At 57.8% G+C, this 15,950-nt stretch carries 14 protein-coding genes; 5 read left to right on the forward strand and 9 right to left on the reverse strand.

Annotated elements, in window-relative coordinates; translation table 11 throughout:
- The first annotated feature begins 93 nt into the window (after positions 1–93).
- The 4 genes from BLQ12_RS16605 (at position 94) to BLQ12_RS27080 (ending at position 3,666) form a co-directional block, all read left to right on the forward strand.
- Positions 94–1,074 carry a TRAP transporter substrate-binding protein gene (locus BLQ12_RS16605; RefSeq protein ID WP_092212074.1) on the forward strand — a complete coding sequence of 327 codons (981 nt, stop codon included), beginning with the start codon at positions 94–96 and terminating at the stop codon, positions 1,072–1,074.
- Between the two features lie 3 nt (positions 1,075–1,077).
- Positions 1,078–1,569: a TRAP transporter small permease subunit gene (locus tag BLQ12_RS16610; protein WP_092212076.1), complete on the forward strand. Its 492-nt coding sequence runs from the start codon at positions 1,078–1,080 to the stop codon at positions 1,567–1,569.
- 26 nt (positions 1,570–1,595) lie between these two features.
- The gene (locus BLQ12_RS16615) at positions 1,596–2,885 is read left to right on the forward strand and encodes a TRAP transporter large permease (RefSeq protein ID WP_226860186.1); all 1,290 of its coding nucleotides are present in this window, start codon (positions 1,596–1,598) and stop codon (positions 2,883–2,885) included.
- Between the two features lie 361 nt (positions 2,886–3,246).
- The gene (locus BLQ12_RS27080) at positions 3,247–3,666 is read left to right on the forward strand and encodes a hypothetical protein (RefSeq protein ID WP_139164008.1); all 420 of its coding nucleotides are present in this window, start codon (positions 3,247–3,249) and stop codon (positions 3,664–3,666) included.
- Between the two features lie 257 nt (positions 3,667–3,923).
- Here the strand turns inward: BLQ12_RS27080 and BLQ12_RS16625 are convergent, their stop codons facing one another.
- Both BLQ12_RS16625 and BLQ12_RS16630 read right to left on the reverse strand, forming a co-directional pair.
- Positions 3,924–5,081 (reverse strand): flavin monoamine oxidase family protein, encoded by a 1,158-nt coding sequence (locus tag BLQ12_RS16625; protein WP_092212082.1) that lies wholly within the window; start codon positions 5,079–5,081, stop codon positions 3,924–3,926.
- Between the two features lie 408 nt (positions 5,082–5,489).
- A complete protein-coding gene (locus BLQ12_RS16630; protein ID WP_175469873.1) occupies positions 5,490–7,241 on the reverse strand; it encodes an ABC transporter ATP-binding protein in 1,752 nt (583 codons plus the stop codon).
- 199 nt (positions 7,242–7,440) lie between these two features.
- Between BLQ12_RS16630 and BLQ12_RS16635 the strand changes: the two genes are divergently transcribed.
- Positions 7,441–7,899, forward strand: coding sequence for a metal-dependent transcriptional regulator (locus BLQ12_RS16635; RefSeq protein WP_092212086.1), 459 nt, complete (start codon positions 7,441–7,443; stop codon positions 7,897–7,899).
- 512 nt (positions 7,900–8,411) lie between these two features.
- Here the strand turns inward: BLQ12_RS16635 and BLQ12_RS16640 are convergent.
- Genes BLQ12_RS16640 through hutW form a run of 7 tightly spaced genes read right to left on the reverse strand, consistent with a single transcriptional unit; the run spans position 8,412 to position 15,681 of the window.
- On the reverse strand, positions 8,412–8,909 hold the full coding sequence (locus tag BLQ12_RS16640) for a flavodoxin family protein (RefSeq protein ID WP_092212088.1): 498 nt from the start codon (positions 8,907–8,909) through the stop codon (positions 8,412–8,414).
- 6 nt (positions 8,910–8,915) lie between these two features.
- Positions 8,916–9,440: a heme utilization cystosolic carrier protein HutX gene (gene hutX / locus BLQ12_RS16645; RefSeq protein WP_092212090.1), complete on the reverse strand. Its 525-nt coding sequence runs from the start codon at positions 9,438–9,440 to the stop codon at positions 8,916–8,918.
- Positions 9,422–10,855, reverse strand: a complete 1,434-nt coding sequence (locus BLQ12_RS16650; protein WP_092212092.1) for an ABC transporter ATP-binding protein — start codon at positions 10,853–10,855, stop codon at positions 9,422–9,424. Before BLQ12_RS16650 ends, hutX begins: the two co-directional genes overlap by 19 nt.
- Positions 10,852–11,631 carry an energy-coupling factor transporter transmembrane component T family protein gene (locus BLQ12_RS16655; protein ID WP_092212094.1) on the reverse strand — a complete coding sequence of 260 codons (780 nt, stop codon included), beginning with the start codon at positions 11,629–11,631 and terminating at the stop codon, positions 10,852–10,854. Before BLQ12_RS16655 ends, BLQ12_RS16650 begins: the two co-directional genes overlap by 4 nt.
- Positions 11,609–12,148 carry an MptD family putative ECF transporter S component gene (locus BLQ12_RS16660; protein WP_092212096.1) on the reverse strand — a complete coding sequence of 180 codons (540 nt, stop codon included), beginning with the start codon at positions 12,146–12,148 and terminating at the stop codon, positions 11,609–11,611. Before BLQ12_RS16660 ends, BLQ12_RS16655 begins: the two co-directional genes overlap by 23 nt.
- 57 nt (positions 12,149–12,205) lie before the next feature.
- Positions 12,206–14,308 carry a TonB-dependent receptor gene (locus BLQ12_RS16665; protein WP_175469874.1) on the reverse strand — a complete coding sequence of 701 codons (2,103 nt, stop codon included), beginning with the start codon at positions 14,306–14,308 and terminating at the stop codon, positions 12,206–12,208.
- Complete coding sequence (hutW, locus tag BLQ12_RS16670; RefSeq protein WP_092212100.1) at positions 14,305–15,681, reverse strand: heme anaerobic degradation radical SAM methyltransferase ChuW/HutW; 1,377 nt, start codon at positions 15,679–15,681, stop codon at positions 14,305–14,307. Before hutW ends, BLQ12_RS16665 begins: the two co-directional genes overlap by 4 nt.
- Positions 15,682–15,950 lie beyond the last annotated feature (269 nt).

Consider the following 15,950-nt stretch of genomic DNA (forward strand, 5'->3'; position numbering starts at 1 on the left):
AGAGCCCTGTGTGACCGTAGTCGATGCATACGCGAAGCGATGCGTCGGGAAGAATGAACCCATTAAACTGAGCATTTAAGGAGTGTTTGATTCATGAAGAGTATAAAGACACTGTTCGTTGTGACGATTTTCGTCCTTTTAACCAGCAGCGCCGCCATGGCCGAAGCCATCAAGCTGGATTTGAACGCCGTTTACGGCGCCACCAGCTTTCATACCCAGGGCGCCATGGATTTTGCCAAACGTGTTGAAGCCCACTCCAACGGTTCTGTTCTCATCACGGTTCATCCCGGCGGCAGCCTGGGCTTCAAAGGCCCTGAACTGCTGAAAGTGGTCAAAGACGGTCAGGTGCCCATGTCGGACATCCTCATGGGTGTGGTGGCCGGAAGTTCCCATGCCTTTGGCATCAGCTCCCTTCCCCGCCTGGTCAAGTCCTATGACGAAGCCAGGGCCCTTTATGTCGATTCCAGGCCCCTTTATGAAAAATCCGCCCGCAGGTGGAACCAGAAGCTTCTCTATGCCGCGCCCTGGCCTCCCAGCGGCCTCATCACCAAAAAAGCCATCGTCACCCGCGCAGACATCAAGGGCATCAAGACCCGGACCTATGACAAGAACGGTGCCGAGTTCCTTCGCGCCCTGGGCGCCATGCCCCTGTCCATGCCCTGGGGCGAAGTGTATGCTTCCCTTCGTACCGGCATGATCGACTCGGTCCTGACCTCCTCCGAATCCGCCAAGAATGGAAAATTCTGGGAAGTCCTCAGCCACTTTGAGCCCATCAACTACGCCTATCCCTTGAACATGGTCACCATCAACCTCGATTACTGGAATGCCCTGTCCGGCGACCAGCAGGAAGCCATGCTGAAAGCCGCGTCCGAAACCGAGGCAGCCCAGTGGAAAGCCTCCCAGGCGCGAAGCGAAGAGGCCCTGAAGGCCATCGCAGCCGAGGGCATCACCGTGACCCCCGAGAGCCCCGAGCTCACCGCCGAGCTGGATGCCGCCGCCCGCGAAATCCAGAAGAAGTTTCTCAAGAAGGCTAAAAAAGCCGAGAAGGCCCTTTTAAACACATACGTAAAGTAGATCATGAAAAAATTCATCTCACTTATCGATGCGTGCTCCAAGGCCGGAGGCTACATCTCCGGCCTGTTCATGCTTCTGATCGTGGCGCTGATTACCGTAGAGATCTTTGCGAGGACGCTCTTTGACACCTCCACCCTCATCGGTGACGAGTACAGTGCCTACTTTTTTGTTGTGGTGGTCATGATGGGGCTCTCTTTTTCCATGAAAGAGGGGGCCCACATCCGGATCTCCCTGTTGCGGGGTAAACTGCCCGAACCGGCCCTGAAGGTGCTGGACCTGGCAGTGCTGGCCGGGGCCATTGCCCTTACGGGTTTTGCCCTCTACCATGCCGTTCTCATGACCTACGACGTCTGGGACCTGGGCATGACGGCCGATTCCATCTCCGAAACACCCCTTTACATTCCCCAACTGGTCATTCCGGTGGGTCTTTTTCTGCTGATCCTGCAGCTCACCAGTGATTTTTTGAGGAGGTTGTTATCGTTTCAGATCCGCTAATTCTAACCTTTTTGCTGTTCGGGGTGATGTTCCTGCTGCTGCTGTCCGGCCTCTGGATAGGTTTTTCCCTTATGGGGGCAGGGGTGATGGGCATGCTGATGTTCAAGCTCAACCTGCCGCCCACCATTTCGGTGTGGGACAAGATCGGCGGCCTTTTGGCCAACTCCATCTGGAACAGCACCAACTCCTGGTCCCTGACGGCCCTGCCGCTTTTTATCCTCATGGGGGAGATCCTCTACCGGACCCAGATCTCCACGCGGCTGTTAAACGGCCTTCAGCCCTGGCTGGCCGGCATTCCCGGGCGCCTGCTCCACATCAACGTGGTGGCCTGCTCGCTTTTTGCCGCGGTCTCGGGTTCCAGTGCCGCCACCACGGCCACCGTGGGAAAGATTACCCTGGATGAGCTCTCCAAAAGGGGCTACGACCGCAGCATCGCCATCGGCTCCCTGGCCGGGGCCGGGACCCTTGGCTTTCTGATCCCGCCCAGCCTGATCATGATCATCTACGGGATCCTCTCGGATACCTCCATCGGCAAGCTCTTTATAGCCGGGGTGATTCCCGGCCTGTGCCTGGCATCGGCCTACGCCGCCTACATCATGGTGCGCGCCATGATCGACCCCAGCATCATGCCCAAGGAAGAAGAGAGCCACACCTTCAAAGAGAAGATCGCCGCCTCCCGGGAGCTGTTTCCCGTGCTGCTGCTCATCGTCGTGGTGCTGGGGGGGATCTACATGGGCATCACCACCCCCACGGAAGCGGCCGCCATCGGCGTGGTGGGGGCCCTTGCCCTTGCGGTGTGGTTTAAGAACCTGACGGTGGAAAACTTCCGTGAGGCGGTGCTCTCCGCCGTGAAGACGACCTCCATGATCTCTTTTATCATCGTGGGTGCGGCCTTCCTCTCCCAGGTGGTGGGCTTTGTGGGTATTGCCCGCGCCTTGAGTCTCTACATCACGGGCCTGGGGCTCTCACCCTACGTGCTGATCTTCGTCATCGCCATCATGTACCTCTTTCTGGGCATGATCCTGGACGGCATTTCCATCGTGGTGATGACCCTTCCCATCGTGCTGCCCATCGTGGTGGCCGCCGGGTTTCACCCCCTGTGGTTCGGGATTTTTCTTGTCTTCATGGTGGAGCTCTCCCAGATCACGCCCCCGGTGGGATTCAGCATTTTTGTCATCGAAGGCATCTCCGGCGAGAAGGTGGGGGACATCCTCAAAGCCACCTTCCCCTTTTTCGTCATCATGATTCTCATGGTGATTGCCATCACGGCTTTTCCGGATATTGTCTTCTATCTGCCCAACCAGATGGTGGACTAAAGACGAAGGCAGTCTGGTAAGAAACACGTAAGGGAGCGTACCCCGGCTTGAATCAGGGGGGCGCTCCCTTTTTTTGTTGTAACTCTTCAGATTTAAAAAGCTGCCTTCTATGGGTAAAGTCGGGTTAACCGTAGAGTCTCAGAAGGTTCAGAGAAAAAGCAAAAGCCAAAAACATGCCTCCGGCGGCAAGGTGTGCCACCTTGAAAGCAGATTGCGAATGCGCTTTCCCCTTCGTTCCTCAGGGTAAATCACATTCGCCTTAGATTCATCTCAAAATGCCTCCGGCGGCTCTGCGGGGGGCATCTTTCCAGCCACCGTGTCTTTCATTTTCTTCACATTTTCAGTGCAAGCAGCAGACGCTGTGTCACGTCCGTTTTTTTCTGCAAAAACACTCCACGGCAAGCATAAAAAGAGCGATGGTACAGACCAATTTTATCCACAGGTGTGTGTAGGCCATGTGGAAGTGATCAAGGGAAAAATGCATGGCAAGGGCAGAGAACAGGAACAGCAGGACAGAAAAGGCCATGCCGAACATCTCCTCTTCCCGGATGCGGAACTGGGCAGATATCCTGGGGCCAATCTGCGTAATGGGGGTCTGTATGAGCAGGAAAAAGAACATGACAGGCACGATGGACGGCACAAGGAGGAGTACGCGAAAGGCATGTGTCGCGATGCCGCGGGGGGATCGCCTGACAAGCCAATACAACGCAGAAAAATAGATAAAGATGAAGACGACCATATGGGTGTTGTTCTCTGTTTGTATGTTAGGGCGCAAACATAAAATAAGTATACATGTCACGAATACATGCCGCTGAGATTTAACCTCGAGGAACGAGGGTTAAAGCGCAGTGGCAACCAGCTTTCAAGGTGTTTTGCTTAAGTGGCTTCCATGAGAAGGCCCGTCATCGTGTTTCCAGAAGAATGAAATGGGCCTCTCCTGCAAAAACGGTTGCGGCATGCTGCACATCACGCGAATGTCCCGAGAATGCTTGCATAATGGCTGCTTCCATGCATTCGCCATAGGGTTTCAAGGTGCCCTCACCTTGCCGCCGGAGGCAGCGCTTGTGTTTGTTTTATTTTTGTACTGTCCCTTACAGGTCTGCTGACGGCAGAGGCGGCCCTTTCGCCACTTGCCAGGGCCCCTTCCAGGTACCCGGCCAGATGATCTGCTGTCTCGGTGCCGGCAAAGTGAAACCGGTTGTCCCAGATGGTGGTTTTCCCGGAAGGCAGATGGAACTCGGGGTGGTTGTGGGCGGACTTCAGGTCGTATTCCGTGGCGGTGAAGGGCTCCTTGGCCCAATCCTGATAGTAAAAGGCGGTGGGGTGGGCTGCCTCGTCCCCGAAGACTGTGCCCAGCTGAGCCAACATGGCAGGCGCCATGGCCTCCTTGTCTTTTCTGCGAAGGGCGGGCGTGGCAAGAAAACCGGTGAGGCCAAAGGGAGTCCCGGTTTCGCATGAGCCGTCGTGGATTTCGCCCACGGGGCCGTGGTAGCTGAATCCCTGGCCGGAAAGGCCCATTGTTCGCCAGGCGGCCTCGTCGTACAGGGCAAAGAATTTGGCGTGACCCGCCATCCAGGTGTTGGCCCTGAGCATGGCCTGGGTGAGATTTGTGGGCAGATCCGGCGTGAAGAGGATGGACCGGGCGGCGAGTCTGGGCGGCATGGCCAGAATGACGCGGGAGGCTTTGATGCGGCATACCGGTGGTTCATCAAGCACACCCACGCTCACGAGGACACCGTCATCGCGCCTTTCGATGTCACACACCGGATGGTTCAGCCGGACCGTCCCTTGGGGAAGACGTTTATACAATTCCTTCACAAGGGCCATCATGCCGCCGTCAATGCGCCATCCCGGAGGGTCCATGGGCTGACCCTCCATGGTGACGACCCTGCCGTCCCGGGCCTGGAAACGGCAGTACCCCGTTTCAAACTGAGGGTAGCCCGTAAGGTGAAGGGCGTTGACGAGGGCACAGACCTTAGGGTTGAGGGCGGGCCAGTACCACGAGGGGCCGAGGTCCGTTGAAAACCCATGTATCTGCGTACTGAGGATGCGCCCCCCGATACGGTCCCGGGCTTCCAGCAGGAGCACTTTCTTTTTTTCCGCCGCAAGGATACTGGCAGCGTAGAGGCCGCTTAACCCTCCGCCGATGATGAGGGTGTCTGCTTTTTCTATGACGTTTTCTTTCTGAATGACCATGGGGACAGCTCTTTGATAGTGGTGTAATCCGTCATGCGCTTAGACCGGATATTTCATGAAAAAATGATGGAACCAAAGTAATAAGAGATCCTTTCAGCATATGCCTCCGGTGGTCATGTCGGGGGCAAGCTTTTGAAAAGTTGAACAAACAGGTCTTAATGGTTTGTCGTGAATAACCTTTGGGCCTTGACCTTCAAAAAAATCGAGAAAGATCGACCGAAACGGAGCGCCGCACTCCGGTGCGGCTTTTTAGGCCGTCGTTGCCCGTGCCGCACAGGAGTGCGGCGCTCCAGGGGATGATCCCTTAATTACCGGGTTCCTGCGTAACATATGTTGGCGTGTGGGCGGAATCTCTATTTGGTGAAAATCGTGTATTGTTCCCTGGCCCGTGGTGTTGCCGTTCGGTTTTCAGCACGGGGCATCCTGAAGTGCATGCCACAGGGATCGGTAGACGCCCTCTTCGGCCACCAGGTCCTGGTGCGGACCCTCCTGGACGATACCCCCCCGGGCCATGACGAGGATCCGGTCGCATGCCGTTAAGGTGGAGAGCCTGTGGGCAATGGCAATGATGATGCGGTTTTTTCTGAGATTCAGGATATTGGTGTGGATGATGCTCTCGGTGAGGGGGTCCACCGCCGAGGTGGCTTCATCGAGGATCAACACCTCCGGGTCCCGGAGCAGGGCCCGGGCAAGGGAGAGACGCTGTTTCTGTCCCCCTGAAAGGGAATTCCCCTGATCGCCCAGGATGGTGTGGAGGCCCTGGGGAAGATCGTGGATCATCTCCTCTATCCCTGCCTGGCGGATGGCCTGTCGGATCTCTTCTTCGGTGGCCTTGGGGCTTCCCAGGCACAGGTTGTCCCGGACCGTTCCGTGAAAGAGAAAGGGGTGCTGGGAGACGTAGCCCACATGTTTGCGAAAGCTGGCTGCGGCAAGCTCTTCCAGATTCTTTCCATTGATGGCGATGCGGCCGGAGCTTGGGCCGTAGAAGCGGAGCAACAGCTTGATGAGGCTGCTTTTGCCAGCGCCGGTGGGCCCTGCGATACCGATAAATTCCCCTTTGTTGATGGTAAAGGAGATGTCCGAGAAGAGCTCTGGGTGGTCGGGGTAGTGAAAGCGGATCTTTTCGAAACTGACGGTCTCGGGGAGATCGTCCAGATCCATGGCGTCGGGCAGGTCGGCAAGGCGGGGCGTGATGGAAAGAAGCTCGCGGACCCTTAAGGTAGCGGCTCTGGCCTGCTGGAGCTGGTTGATGAGGAAGGTGAGGGTGAAGATGGGGACCACAAGGCGCATGCCCATGAGAACGAAGGTGGTGTAGGCGCCGAGATCCGGGCCGCCGGGCAGCTGTGTCAACCAGCCCCCGCCGCCGATGAGTAAACCGAAGGAGATTCCGGCAATGGCGTAGATAAAGGGGATGAAGTTTCGCTTGGTTTTGGCGGCGTCCACCGCCGTGTCCCGATACAGGGCGGACTCTTTTTTCAAACGATCCATTTCGCTCTGCTCGGCGCAGTATGCCTGGAGTACGGGGATTCCCTGGAGGCTGTTTTCGAGGATCCCTGCAAAGCTCCCCACGGCCCGTCGGGATTTGAGATACTGGGGATGGATACGGTGGGAAAAAACGCGCATGCATGCGACAATAAGGGGCAGGGGAAAGGCGAGGATAAGGGCCAGTCGATAATCCAGCCAGAAGAGGTACCCGTAGGTGCCCGCAAAGGAGATGACCACCCGCACGATGTTGGCGATGGTCTCTGAAAAAAAACCATTCAGAACGTCCACGTCGTTGGTGACAACGGAGAGAAGGTCCCCTTTGCTCTTGGCCTCGATGATCTCCGTGTCGATGTGAAGGATCTTGGCGAAGAGCTTCATGCGGATGTCATGACGGATGGACTGGGCAATGGTGGCCAGGAGGTAGTCGCTTGTGCTCTGGAAAACGGCAAGGCCCCCGAAGGCGCTGAAGACCGCCAGCCCGTAGAATACGAATTCGGAGGCTGCAGGGGTTCCCGTGGTCATGCGGTTGATCACAAGCCCCACAAGGGCCATGGGTAGAAGATCACAGACACGGGCGGCCATGCTGCAGCCGATGCCGGCGGCAACCCGGAGCCGGTACCGTGAGGCGTAACCGGAGAGAAGTCGCAGCCAGGGTGGAATACAAGAGAAGAGCATCGTGTTAAAACCTGTTTGTCTTAAGTTTAACCTCCGACGACAGGGCTGCCGGAGGCTTAAGCCGACCATTATTTTTCGATTACATATTGTCAAATGGCGGTGAATTGACTAATGAGCATTCCGAAGAGAGGCGTTGTGCCGCATATAAGGGCTCGGGCCACTTCATGATGCCGGCCATCTTACTGCCTAAGGAGATCTGATGATAACCAAAGAGACCCCCCTGACATCCACCCTCGAGGATTACCTGGCCGCCATTTTCCGGCTGGTCCAGAAAAACGGGGACGCCCGCTCCAACGCCATCGCAGACGACCTGGGGGTCACTCGGTCTACCGTGACCACGGCCCTTAAATCCCTTGCCGCCCGTGAGCTGATCGAGTACAGGCCCTACAGCCCCATTACCCTCACACCCTCCGGCTGGGAGCTGGGCAAGCGCATTGCCCACCGCAACGTGATCCTCCGCGACTTTTTCGGGCGCGTGCTGCAACTCCCCGACGAGGAGGCCGAGGCCACGGCATGCCGGGTGGAGCACGCCGTCACCGACGACGTGGTGCTCCAGCTTGGCCGTTTTATCCTCTACCTGAAGGAAGCAGGGTGCGATATCGACACCTGGCAGGAAAAATTCACCCTGCCGGAAAATCACGCGTCCAAGTCTTCCTGAGTGAGGTTTCAGGCTCATATGGCCAAAGACGGATCAAAAAGCGTGCCTCCGGCGGCAAGGTGAGCCACCTTGAAAGCGGGTTGCAAATGCGCTTTCCCCTTCGTTCCTCAGGGAAAATCACATTCGCCTTTCATTTAAGTCATGGCGAGGACATCGTGTTAAATAGCTGTTTGGCGAACTTTTCAAAGATTTCGCCCCCGGAGGCATCTTTAAGCGAGTTGCCTCCGGCGACGAGGTGAGCCACCTCGAAAGCTGATTGTCCTTGCGTTTTGCCCCTCGTATCTCGGGGCAAATCGCAAGGACCTTTGACTCGGGCTTCGCCCAGAATAACTCCGGCGGGTCGTTTATTGAAAAAAACTCCGCAAAAACGTTCCGGTCTCTTATTCGTTAAGCCTAAAGCAGCCGGTAAACCAAGGTACTCGAATAAACCGAAATAGCACTTGAAACCTGTTTGTCAAACTTTTCAAAAGTTTGGCCCCCGGCAGGGCCGCCGGAGGCGCTTTTTTTTGCTTTTATCCCTTCAAGCACTTTCGAAAAAATGCTTTGGCCTGTTCAAAATCCTCTTCGTTGGGGTGTTTTTTTGCCTCTTCAATACGCGCCTTGCGCTCGTCTGTCATGGGGTGCTGGTCCGAGGCCACCTTGGCCATCATCTCCAGCACCTTGGGGTCCACGCGGCCCTGGCAGAGAAATTGCCCCAGCATTTCGTTTCCTTCCATGAGGGCTTCGGCCTTGGCCCGGCAGTCGTTTGCGTGTTCCGAGTCCGGGTAGGCCCCCAGGGTTCCGAAGAGTCCCACCTTTTTCCCTTTGATTTTCTCCATGAACGTTTTGGCCTTTGCATCGGGCATGCCTTTGTCGACCCAGTAGCCGATGGCGATGACATCGTAGTCGTCCACGGCGGGTGCCTCTTCAACGGGGGCCAGGGTGCAGGGCTCGGGAAACGCCTCTTTAACGGCTTCGGCAACGGCTCGGGTGTTTCCGGTTCGGGATGAATAGACGATGAGTGATTTCATGGTTTTTTACTCCTGGTTGGTCAGTTGGTTGCGAAGGGCGTGGAACCCGGCTTTTACAGAAGGGATGAGGGTGCGTTTTTCCCGGCCTGCGTAGACGGCGAACATATGGTCGCCGTGGGTGTCGTAGAACTGCACGGAGAGGCTCTCCAGGCCGAAGAAGGGCTTTTCGAGAAAGCAGATGGCCCCGAGTTTATCCACCTTGAGGTGGCCGCCCAGGGGGTTGTTTTTATCCATGAGGTTGAAGTACCCGTGGCCGTGGGTGCCCCTGGGCAGTTTTCCTTTTACCTCGATGACGGATGTGGGGCTCTGGCGGAGAAAGGTGATTTTTTCCCAGCCGGTCATGGCCTCCCAGACGGTGTCGAAGTGTGAGGCATCCACAAAGGTGCCCATGGGGTCGGGGAGTGCCGAGACCACAGCGGCCTCGGAAATGTGGAGCTGGGCTGCCATCTGGCTGGGCATGGTGCTGGGGTTTTCGTCGATCATGTCGATAATCCTGGCTTTGATGTCCGGGGTTACGCTGTTTTTAAACATGGTGAGGACTCCTGTTGGTCTTGTGAAAAGGGAAGGCGCAGGGCCACATCGCAGGCGAGGTGGAGGAGCTCCAGGTCGTGGGTGATGACCACCACGCTGGTGCCGCTGTCCGCTGCATGGCGCATCATGTCCGCGATTCGCTGCATGTTGTGGCCGTCCAGCCCGCTGGTGGGCTCGTCCAGAATAAAGATGTCCGGTTGTTGGGCCAGGCCGCAGGCAATGACCAGGCGCTGTTTCTCTCCGCCGGAAAGAGACTGGGGGTGGCGATTCGCCAGGTGGGCGAGGCCGAAGCGGTCCAGAAAGGCAGTGAGCGTGTCGCGGTCTTCTTTGCGGACCCGGTGGGTGCCCGAGGCCATGGCCACCTCCTGGAGCACCGAGTTCATGTGGAGCTGGTGGTCTGTGTTCTGAAGGACAATGCCTGCGTGTTTCAGCAGGTGTTTTTGTTTGATTTTATCGCCGCCGATGGCGATTTCACCTTCCCGGGGCTTGGTGAGGCCCGTGAGGAGCCGGGCAAGGGTTGTTTTGCCGGTGCCGTTGTCTCCGATGATCCCGGTGACCCCCTGGGGCAGGGCAAAGGAGGCGTTGCGGTAGAGGGTGGGTCCGCTTCCATGGCCGAAGGTAAGACCTTTAACCTCTAAGTGTCCGCTCTTCGGAAGGGGGGGCAGGGTGTGCCTGGTGTCGGGGACATGGTGGGCGCGCAGGCCGTAGCGGGCGCGCAGCGCAGCGTCTTCCAGCATGTTAAATTCTCCCCGGGCAACGATTTCGCCATTGTCCATCACCACCACGTGATCGGCCACGCCTTCCAGCCAGTAGAGCCGGTGGTCCACCACCAGCACGGCGATTCCCCTGGTTTTGAGGTCCAGGATCAAGTGGGCCAGGGCATCGGTGCTCTCGGGGTCCAGGTTGGCCGAGGGTTCGTCCAGCACCACCATGGAGGGGGACAGGGAGAGGATGTCGGCCAGGGCCACTTTCTGTTTCTGGCCCTCGGAGAGCTCGTGGATGGCGGAACCCAGGATGTGCGTGATGTTGAGGTGCTCAGCGGTTTGTATCACGACCTCTTCGATCTCTTCCCTTGGTTTTCCGAGCCACTCATGGGCAAAAGCGATCTCGTCGTCCACGTTGAGAGCAAAGAACTGCATCTCCGGGTCCTGGAACACGGTGCCCACCTCCCCGGAAAGCTGGGTGAGGTTTTTTCCGGTATTCGGCATCCCGTTAAGGCGGATTTCTCCATCCAGGTTACCCTGGAAGAAGTGCGGGCAGAGCCCGTTGACCAGGCGGATAAGGGTCGATTTGCCGCAGCCGCTGGCGCCGGTGACCAGGGTCACTTCGCCCGGATTGACCGTGAGGGAGAGGTCCCGCACGGCGGGCGCTTCCTGAAACGGGTAGGTGTAGGTGACGTGCTGCAATTCGATCATGGCATGAATCCTGTGGTGGCTGTTCCCCAGCGTAGTTGAAGGTACGTGCCGGTGAGAAGGATAAGGGCAAGGCCGATAAGCGCCACGGCATCAGCCCGGGAAAAGGCCTGGGTTTTGTAGCTCACCATGGTGTTGGTCCGGGAGACGCCCTTGAGCTCGGCGGCGATGCCCAGGTCGTCGGAGCTGCGCAGGGCCCGAAAGAGAATGGGGGCCACCAGGAGCCGAACAGAAAGAACCGGGTGCCGGAGTATAAAGGCCGGGTGCAGGTTGTAACCCCGGATGCGCATGGACTCGTGGATCTGCTGCACGTCCCGGATAAAGGTGGGGACAAAGCGAATCATCACCGCCGCCGGGATGTAGATCCAGATGGGAAGCCTGAAGCTTTTAAGGGCCGTGAGAACCGTCTGGATACGTGAGGAGAGGGCCAGGGCGAGTACGGTATTGATCATGATGACCGTTCGCAGGAACGGCACCGCCATGGCACCGATCCCGGAAGCGGGAATCGTTGGGGCCATGTGGTGAATAAGGGCCATGAACCCCAGGGCGACTACCCACATGAGGGCGATGGCTGCGTAGCAGATTGCCACGACCCCGTACCGGCCCAACTCCAGCACGTAAAGGGCGCTTGCCAGTGCGAGAAACCCCATGGCGAGGGGCGATTTGATAAAGATGACGGCCACCGAGGCCACCAGGCTGATGAGGATTTTGGTGCGGACGTCGAGCCTGTGAACATGGCTTTTCGCCTGCATGGCATCAGCTGCGAATAATGCACGCATGGCGCAACTCCTTGACGAAAAAGGCACCGGAGAAGAGGCCCAGGAAGGCCCCGATATATCCGATACCCACAATGATGGCGGACATGATGACCATCTCCTGCTGTTCTCGCATGTAGAGCCAGGAAGCCCCCACGGAACTCACCTTGAAGACAATGTCGTAGAGCCCCACCCCGATGATGAGATTGGCGCTTCTGGCGTATCCTCCGAAGATCATGATGACGGCTTCGGCCACGATCCCTGCCAGGACCATGGCGGGGATGAGCACCAGGGAGCCACCCATGAGCAACAGGGAGACCAGGATGTTGACCAGGAGGAACAGGGTGAGTGCGCCGAATTTTCTGACCTTGTAGAGAAGGACGATGGCCAGTGTGGTGAACAAAAGGTTTTTGAGAATCAGGGTGATGGGGTTCATCCCTCCGCCCACAAGGGCCACCAGAAGGCTCGTCACCTTGGTGACGGCGGCAAAGATGCCTATGGTCACGAGATCCCGCATCTCCCAGTAGGGTGTTTTTTCCATGGGTATCCTCAAAACCTCCCGGCCTTTGACAGAACCGGGAGGGGTGTTTGATGGTTATCAGAAGGAGACGCCCACCCGGGCCACGGCGTGGAATCCGGCCTCTTCAAGGGTGTTGCGGGCGGTCTGGTACGATTCGTCCAAAAGGTTGTTGAGGTTCAGGGAGACATGGTACTGCCGGTCTTTTCCGAACTCGCTGCCAAAGGCGATGTTGAGGGTCTGCCAGGAGCCTTTGGTTTCAAGCGTGGTCCCTCCGGGGTTGTCGTCGTCTGTTTGTTCCAGCTCGGACTCCGTTGCCGCGCGCATCCAGAGATCGGCCCAGACGTTGGCGGGGCGTGTGGCGAGGTTTGTCTCGTAGCGCAGGCCGAAGCGTCCGGAAAGCTCGGGGGTGTCGGTTTTCCAGGTGGAGAGCTCTTCGGTCTCGAACTTTCGTTTCATCCAGGCGCCCGACGCGTAAGGCGTGAGGTGAAGGGGCACGATGGTGAAGTCGATGGAAGCTTCGACGCCGTGGGTTTTGGCTTTGTCCACGTTGTCATATGTGTAGATGTTGCCGCTGACGGGTGTTGAGTGAATGTAGTCGTCGGCGAGGTTGTAAAAAACCGCAAGGTCCAGTCCCCAGGTGTCGCTGTTGTAGCGGGCCCCGATTTCGTAGTTGGTGGAGGTCTCCGGGGAGAGGTCGGGGTTGGCCAGGGTGGTACGGCCGCCGTGGTTGGTGCCCATGAAGAGCTTGTCGAGGCCGGGGAACCGGTATCCCTGGGAGATGTTGCCCCGAAGGGTGAGGCCCTTGATGCCGTTCCATGTCAGGCCGCCGCTGAAGACCGGGTGGCTGTCCGTGGTGCTCCCGACCTTGGCTCCGGGGGCATTGCTCTCTTCGAGTTCTGATTCCACCCAGGTCTGGCGGCCGCCGAAGGTGAGGAGAATGTCCTTTGGCAGGATCCACTCATCCTGCAGAAAGAGGGCATGGGTCGTCATGTTGGCGTCGTTGGTGGTGGTGACGGGGTCCGTGGAAGGCCCGGGAGGTCCCATGGGAGGCGGGGGAAGTATGCGTCCGCCCAGGTCATCAAAGTCCTGAGTGCTCTCGGCGTCCAGGGTGTCGTGGGTGTAGGCGTACCCTGCGACGAGGTAGTGGTTTGCCGCAGGCACGATGTCGACCTGGGCGTTGGCTCCGTAGGTCTTCTGATCGTTATAGGTGTCCAGGGCATGTTTGTAGGTACCTAAACGCCCCATATTGACGACCATGCGCTGTTCGAATTCTTTTTCCGTTTTCTGGGCATAGGCATCCATGTGGATTTTGGGAACGGCGGTTGAAAGATCCTTGATATCACAGGTCAGGCCCACTTTCTGTCTGGTCCATTCGGGCAGGTGCAGGTCAAAGGGGGTTCCGTCCTGCACCGTGGGCGGGGACTCGATTTCACTGGTATAGTCCTCCACGTTCAGCCCCACAGTCAGTTTGCCGACTTCGTAGCCGAAGAAGGCACTGCCTGCAGTGGTTTCGGATCCGGAGTCCTCAATGGTGCCGCTGGGTGTTTCCCGGTCGCCTTGGTCGGAGCGGGTGCCGTTGATGCGATAACTGAAGCTGTCCTTGCTCCCGTACAGGGCCAGGCTTTCTTCAAAACCTTCCGTAGAAGAGTTGTAGGTGACGTTGGCCGAGGCCTGGATGGGCCTGGTACCCCCTTTTTTGGTGATGATGTTGACGGCGCCGCCGATGGCTTCGGAACCGTAAAGAACCGAGGCCGGGCCCTTCATCACTTCGATACGTTCGACCTGGTTGGGGTCGATGAGAAGGGGCGCGCCGTCCATGGATTTCTGCTCTGTGATCTTCTGGCCGTCGATCATGATGAGCACCCGGGCTCCGGATTCGCCCCGGATATTAATGCGCTTGGCACCGGACAGGCTCTGGTCGTAGATTTCCACGCCGGGGACGTCCTGAAGTATGTCCGCGACGGAGGTGTAGCCGTGGCGGATGATCTCTTTTTCCGTGACCACGCTCAGGGATGAGGGGATTTCGCTTAATTCACGTTCGGTTCGGGTGGCCGTGACCTTCATCTCCGAGGTGGTCTCCACCGGCTCGGCAAAAGTGGTGACTGCGGTTCCCAGGATAAGTGATGCACTCAACGCACCGGTTATCAGGGGAGAGCGCAAGGCTGAAAACAATCGCATCATGATTCCTCCGTAAAAATCGTGTCGTACAGGTAATTGATGGTTAGCTGTGCCATGGTGACCTGCCAGAACTGCCCGGCGGTCGTCAGGCGACACCATCCGTTTCGGTGGGTGAGGAGCCCGGCACGTTCCCACTGCTCGTAAAGGGTGCCCAGTGTCTCAGCCAGGGGGAGCCCGAACCGTTTTCCGAGGTCTCCAAGGTTGATCCTGCAGAGCTCCAACTCGCTGGTAATGGTCTTCTCCAGTTCGGCGTGGGCGGTCTGGCGCTGCATGGTGACAAGGGGCTTTCGTTCGTCGTCGAGCACTGCCCTGCGCCATGCGTCGTAATCCGTTTCCAGAAAGAAGAAATGGCCGTGGGCGCTGCCTCCGGCTCCGGGGCCGAAGGGCAGGCAGCAGGAGGGGCTTTTCATCATGTGGTTGTAGATGTTCCGTTCCCGTGGGGTGCGGCCCCAGTGGTTGACGGAGAGCCGGGTGTACTGTGCGTCGGCCATGAGCTCCGTGCCCCGGGCGTACATGCGCGCCCGGGTGGCCAGGTCCGCCCCCGGGGGGAAGCGCCCTTTGTCGATGGCTTTGCTCAAGGGGGTGCCGGAAAAGACCTTGAGCTGGTAAAGGTCCACGCCGTCGAGCCCCAGGCCCTGGAAGGTTCGGATATCCTCTTCCCACATTTCCATGGTCTGGTTGGGAAATCCGTAGATCAGGTCGATGATGACCGCGGCCTGGTCGTAGTCCCTCAGCCGTGCAAGGGCGGTGAGGACCGTCTTCCGGTCGGCCAGGCGGTGCATGGACTGCCGCAGCTCCGTGTCAAAGGTCTGGACCCCGATGGAGAAGCGGTTGGCTCCGCCTTTAAGACAAGCCTCCATTTTTTCCGGCCCGAAATTCCAGATGCGTCCCTCAACAGTGAGTTCACAGTCGTTTGCAAGGGGAAGGTTTTCCTGAATGGCATCAAGGATGCGTTTGAGGTCCGGGGCTTCCAGGGAGGTGGGGGTGCCCCCGCCGATATACACGGCATGGATGGGGGCGCTTGCCTGGAGGGGGCTTTCTGCTGTGGACCGAAGCTCGGCGATGAGGGCATCGGCGTAGGCCCTGCTCTGGCCTTCGTCGTAACGTTTTCGATAGAACCCGCAGTAGAGGCAGTGGCTTTCACAAAACGGCACATGAATGTAGGCCGCGGTTTTTCCGTGCCGGGGCTTTTGCGTGAGTGACGCATAGGTGGCTGGAATTTTTTCCTCTGCCACGGGGGTTGCCTTGCCTCCGGGGTGGACGGTGGTGCTCGTTGAAAACGCATCGGTAAGGGGATTGCCGGTTTCGTTTGCGTGGTAGCTGTCGATGTCGGGCAGTGCGGTCCCGAAAGGGGATGATTGGACAAGTGGTGTCATGGCGGGTTTCCCTGAAGGCTTTTTTGCGATTACAAGTTAGAGTATTCAAACTTTTTGGAAGGGAGCCTACAGAGGGTGAGAATGTCTGTCAAGAAGAAATTCGCGCCATTTATAAAAAATTACGGCAAGACTAACTTTTTATGCAAAAAGCTTCGCAGGTTGGTACCATCCACTCTTGAAAGGCCGACACCTTTCGAGATGCCGCCAGCCTGTCGGGTGTACTCTGTGCATTCGACTTGGGGTATCTAGGGGGTTGGTGTTGCCGAGGG

The organism is Desulfoluna spongiiphila (assembly GCF_900101345.1).
Classification (GTDB): Bacteria; Desulfobacterota; Desulfobacteria; order Desulfobacterales; family Desulfolunaceae; genus Desulfoluna; species Desulfoluna spongiiphila.

Bases quoted from the DNA above. Each gene is read 5' to 3' on its own strand.
- BLQ12_RS16605 (WP_092212074.1), top strand. From the start codon at position 94: ATGAAGAGTATAAAGACACTGTTCGTTGTGACGATTTTCGTCCTTTTA.
- BLQ12_RS16610 (WP_092212076.1), top strand. From the start codon at position 1,078: ATGAAAAAATTCATCTCACTTATCGATGCGTGCTCCAAGGCCGGAGGC.
- BLQ12_RS16615 (WP_226860186.1), top strand. From the start codon at position 1,596: ATGTTCCTGCTGCTGCTGTCCGGCCTCTGGATAGGTTTTTCCCTTATG.
- BLQ12_RS16625 (WP_092212082.1), bottom strand. From the start codon at position 5,081: ATGGTCATTCAGAAAGAAAACGTCATAGAAAAAGCAGACACCCTCATC.
- BLQ12_RS16630 (WP_175469873.1), bottom strand. From the start codon at position 7,241: ATGCTCTTCTCTTGTATTCCACCCTGGCTGCGACTTCTCTCCGGTTAC.
- BLQ12_RS16635 (WP_092212086.1), top strand. From the start codon at position 7,441: ATGATAACCAAAGAGACCCCCCTGACATCCACCCTCGAGGATTACCTG.
- BLQ12_RS16640 (WP_092212088.1), bottom strand. From the start codon at position 8,909: ATGAAATCACTCATCGTCTATTCATCCCGAACCGGAAACACCCGAGCC.
- hutX (WP_092212090.1), bottom strand. From the start codon at position 9,440: ATGTTTAAAAACAGCGTAACCCCGGACATCAAAGCCAGGATTATCGAC.
- BLQ12_RS16650 (WP_092212092.1), bottom strand. From the start codon at position 10,855: ATGATCGAATTGCAGCACGTCACCTACACCTACCCGTTTCAGGAAGCG.
- BLQ12_RS16655 (WP_092212094.1), bottom strand. From the start codon at position 11,631: ATGCGTGCATTATTCGCAGCTGATGCCATGCAGGCGAAAAGCCATGTT.
- BLQ12_RS16660 (WP_092212096.1), bottom strand. From the start codon at position 12,148: ATGGAAAAAACACCCTACTGGGAGATGCGGGATCTCGTGACCATAGGC.
- BLQ12_RS16665 (WP_175469874.1), bottom strand. From the start codon at position 14,308: ATGATGCGATTGTTTTCAGCCTTGCGCTCTCCCCTGATAACCGGTGCG.
- hutW (WP_092212100.1), bottom strand. From the start codon at position 15,681: ATGACACCACTTGTCCAATCATCCCCTTTCGGGACCGCACTGCCCGAC.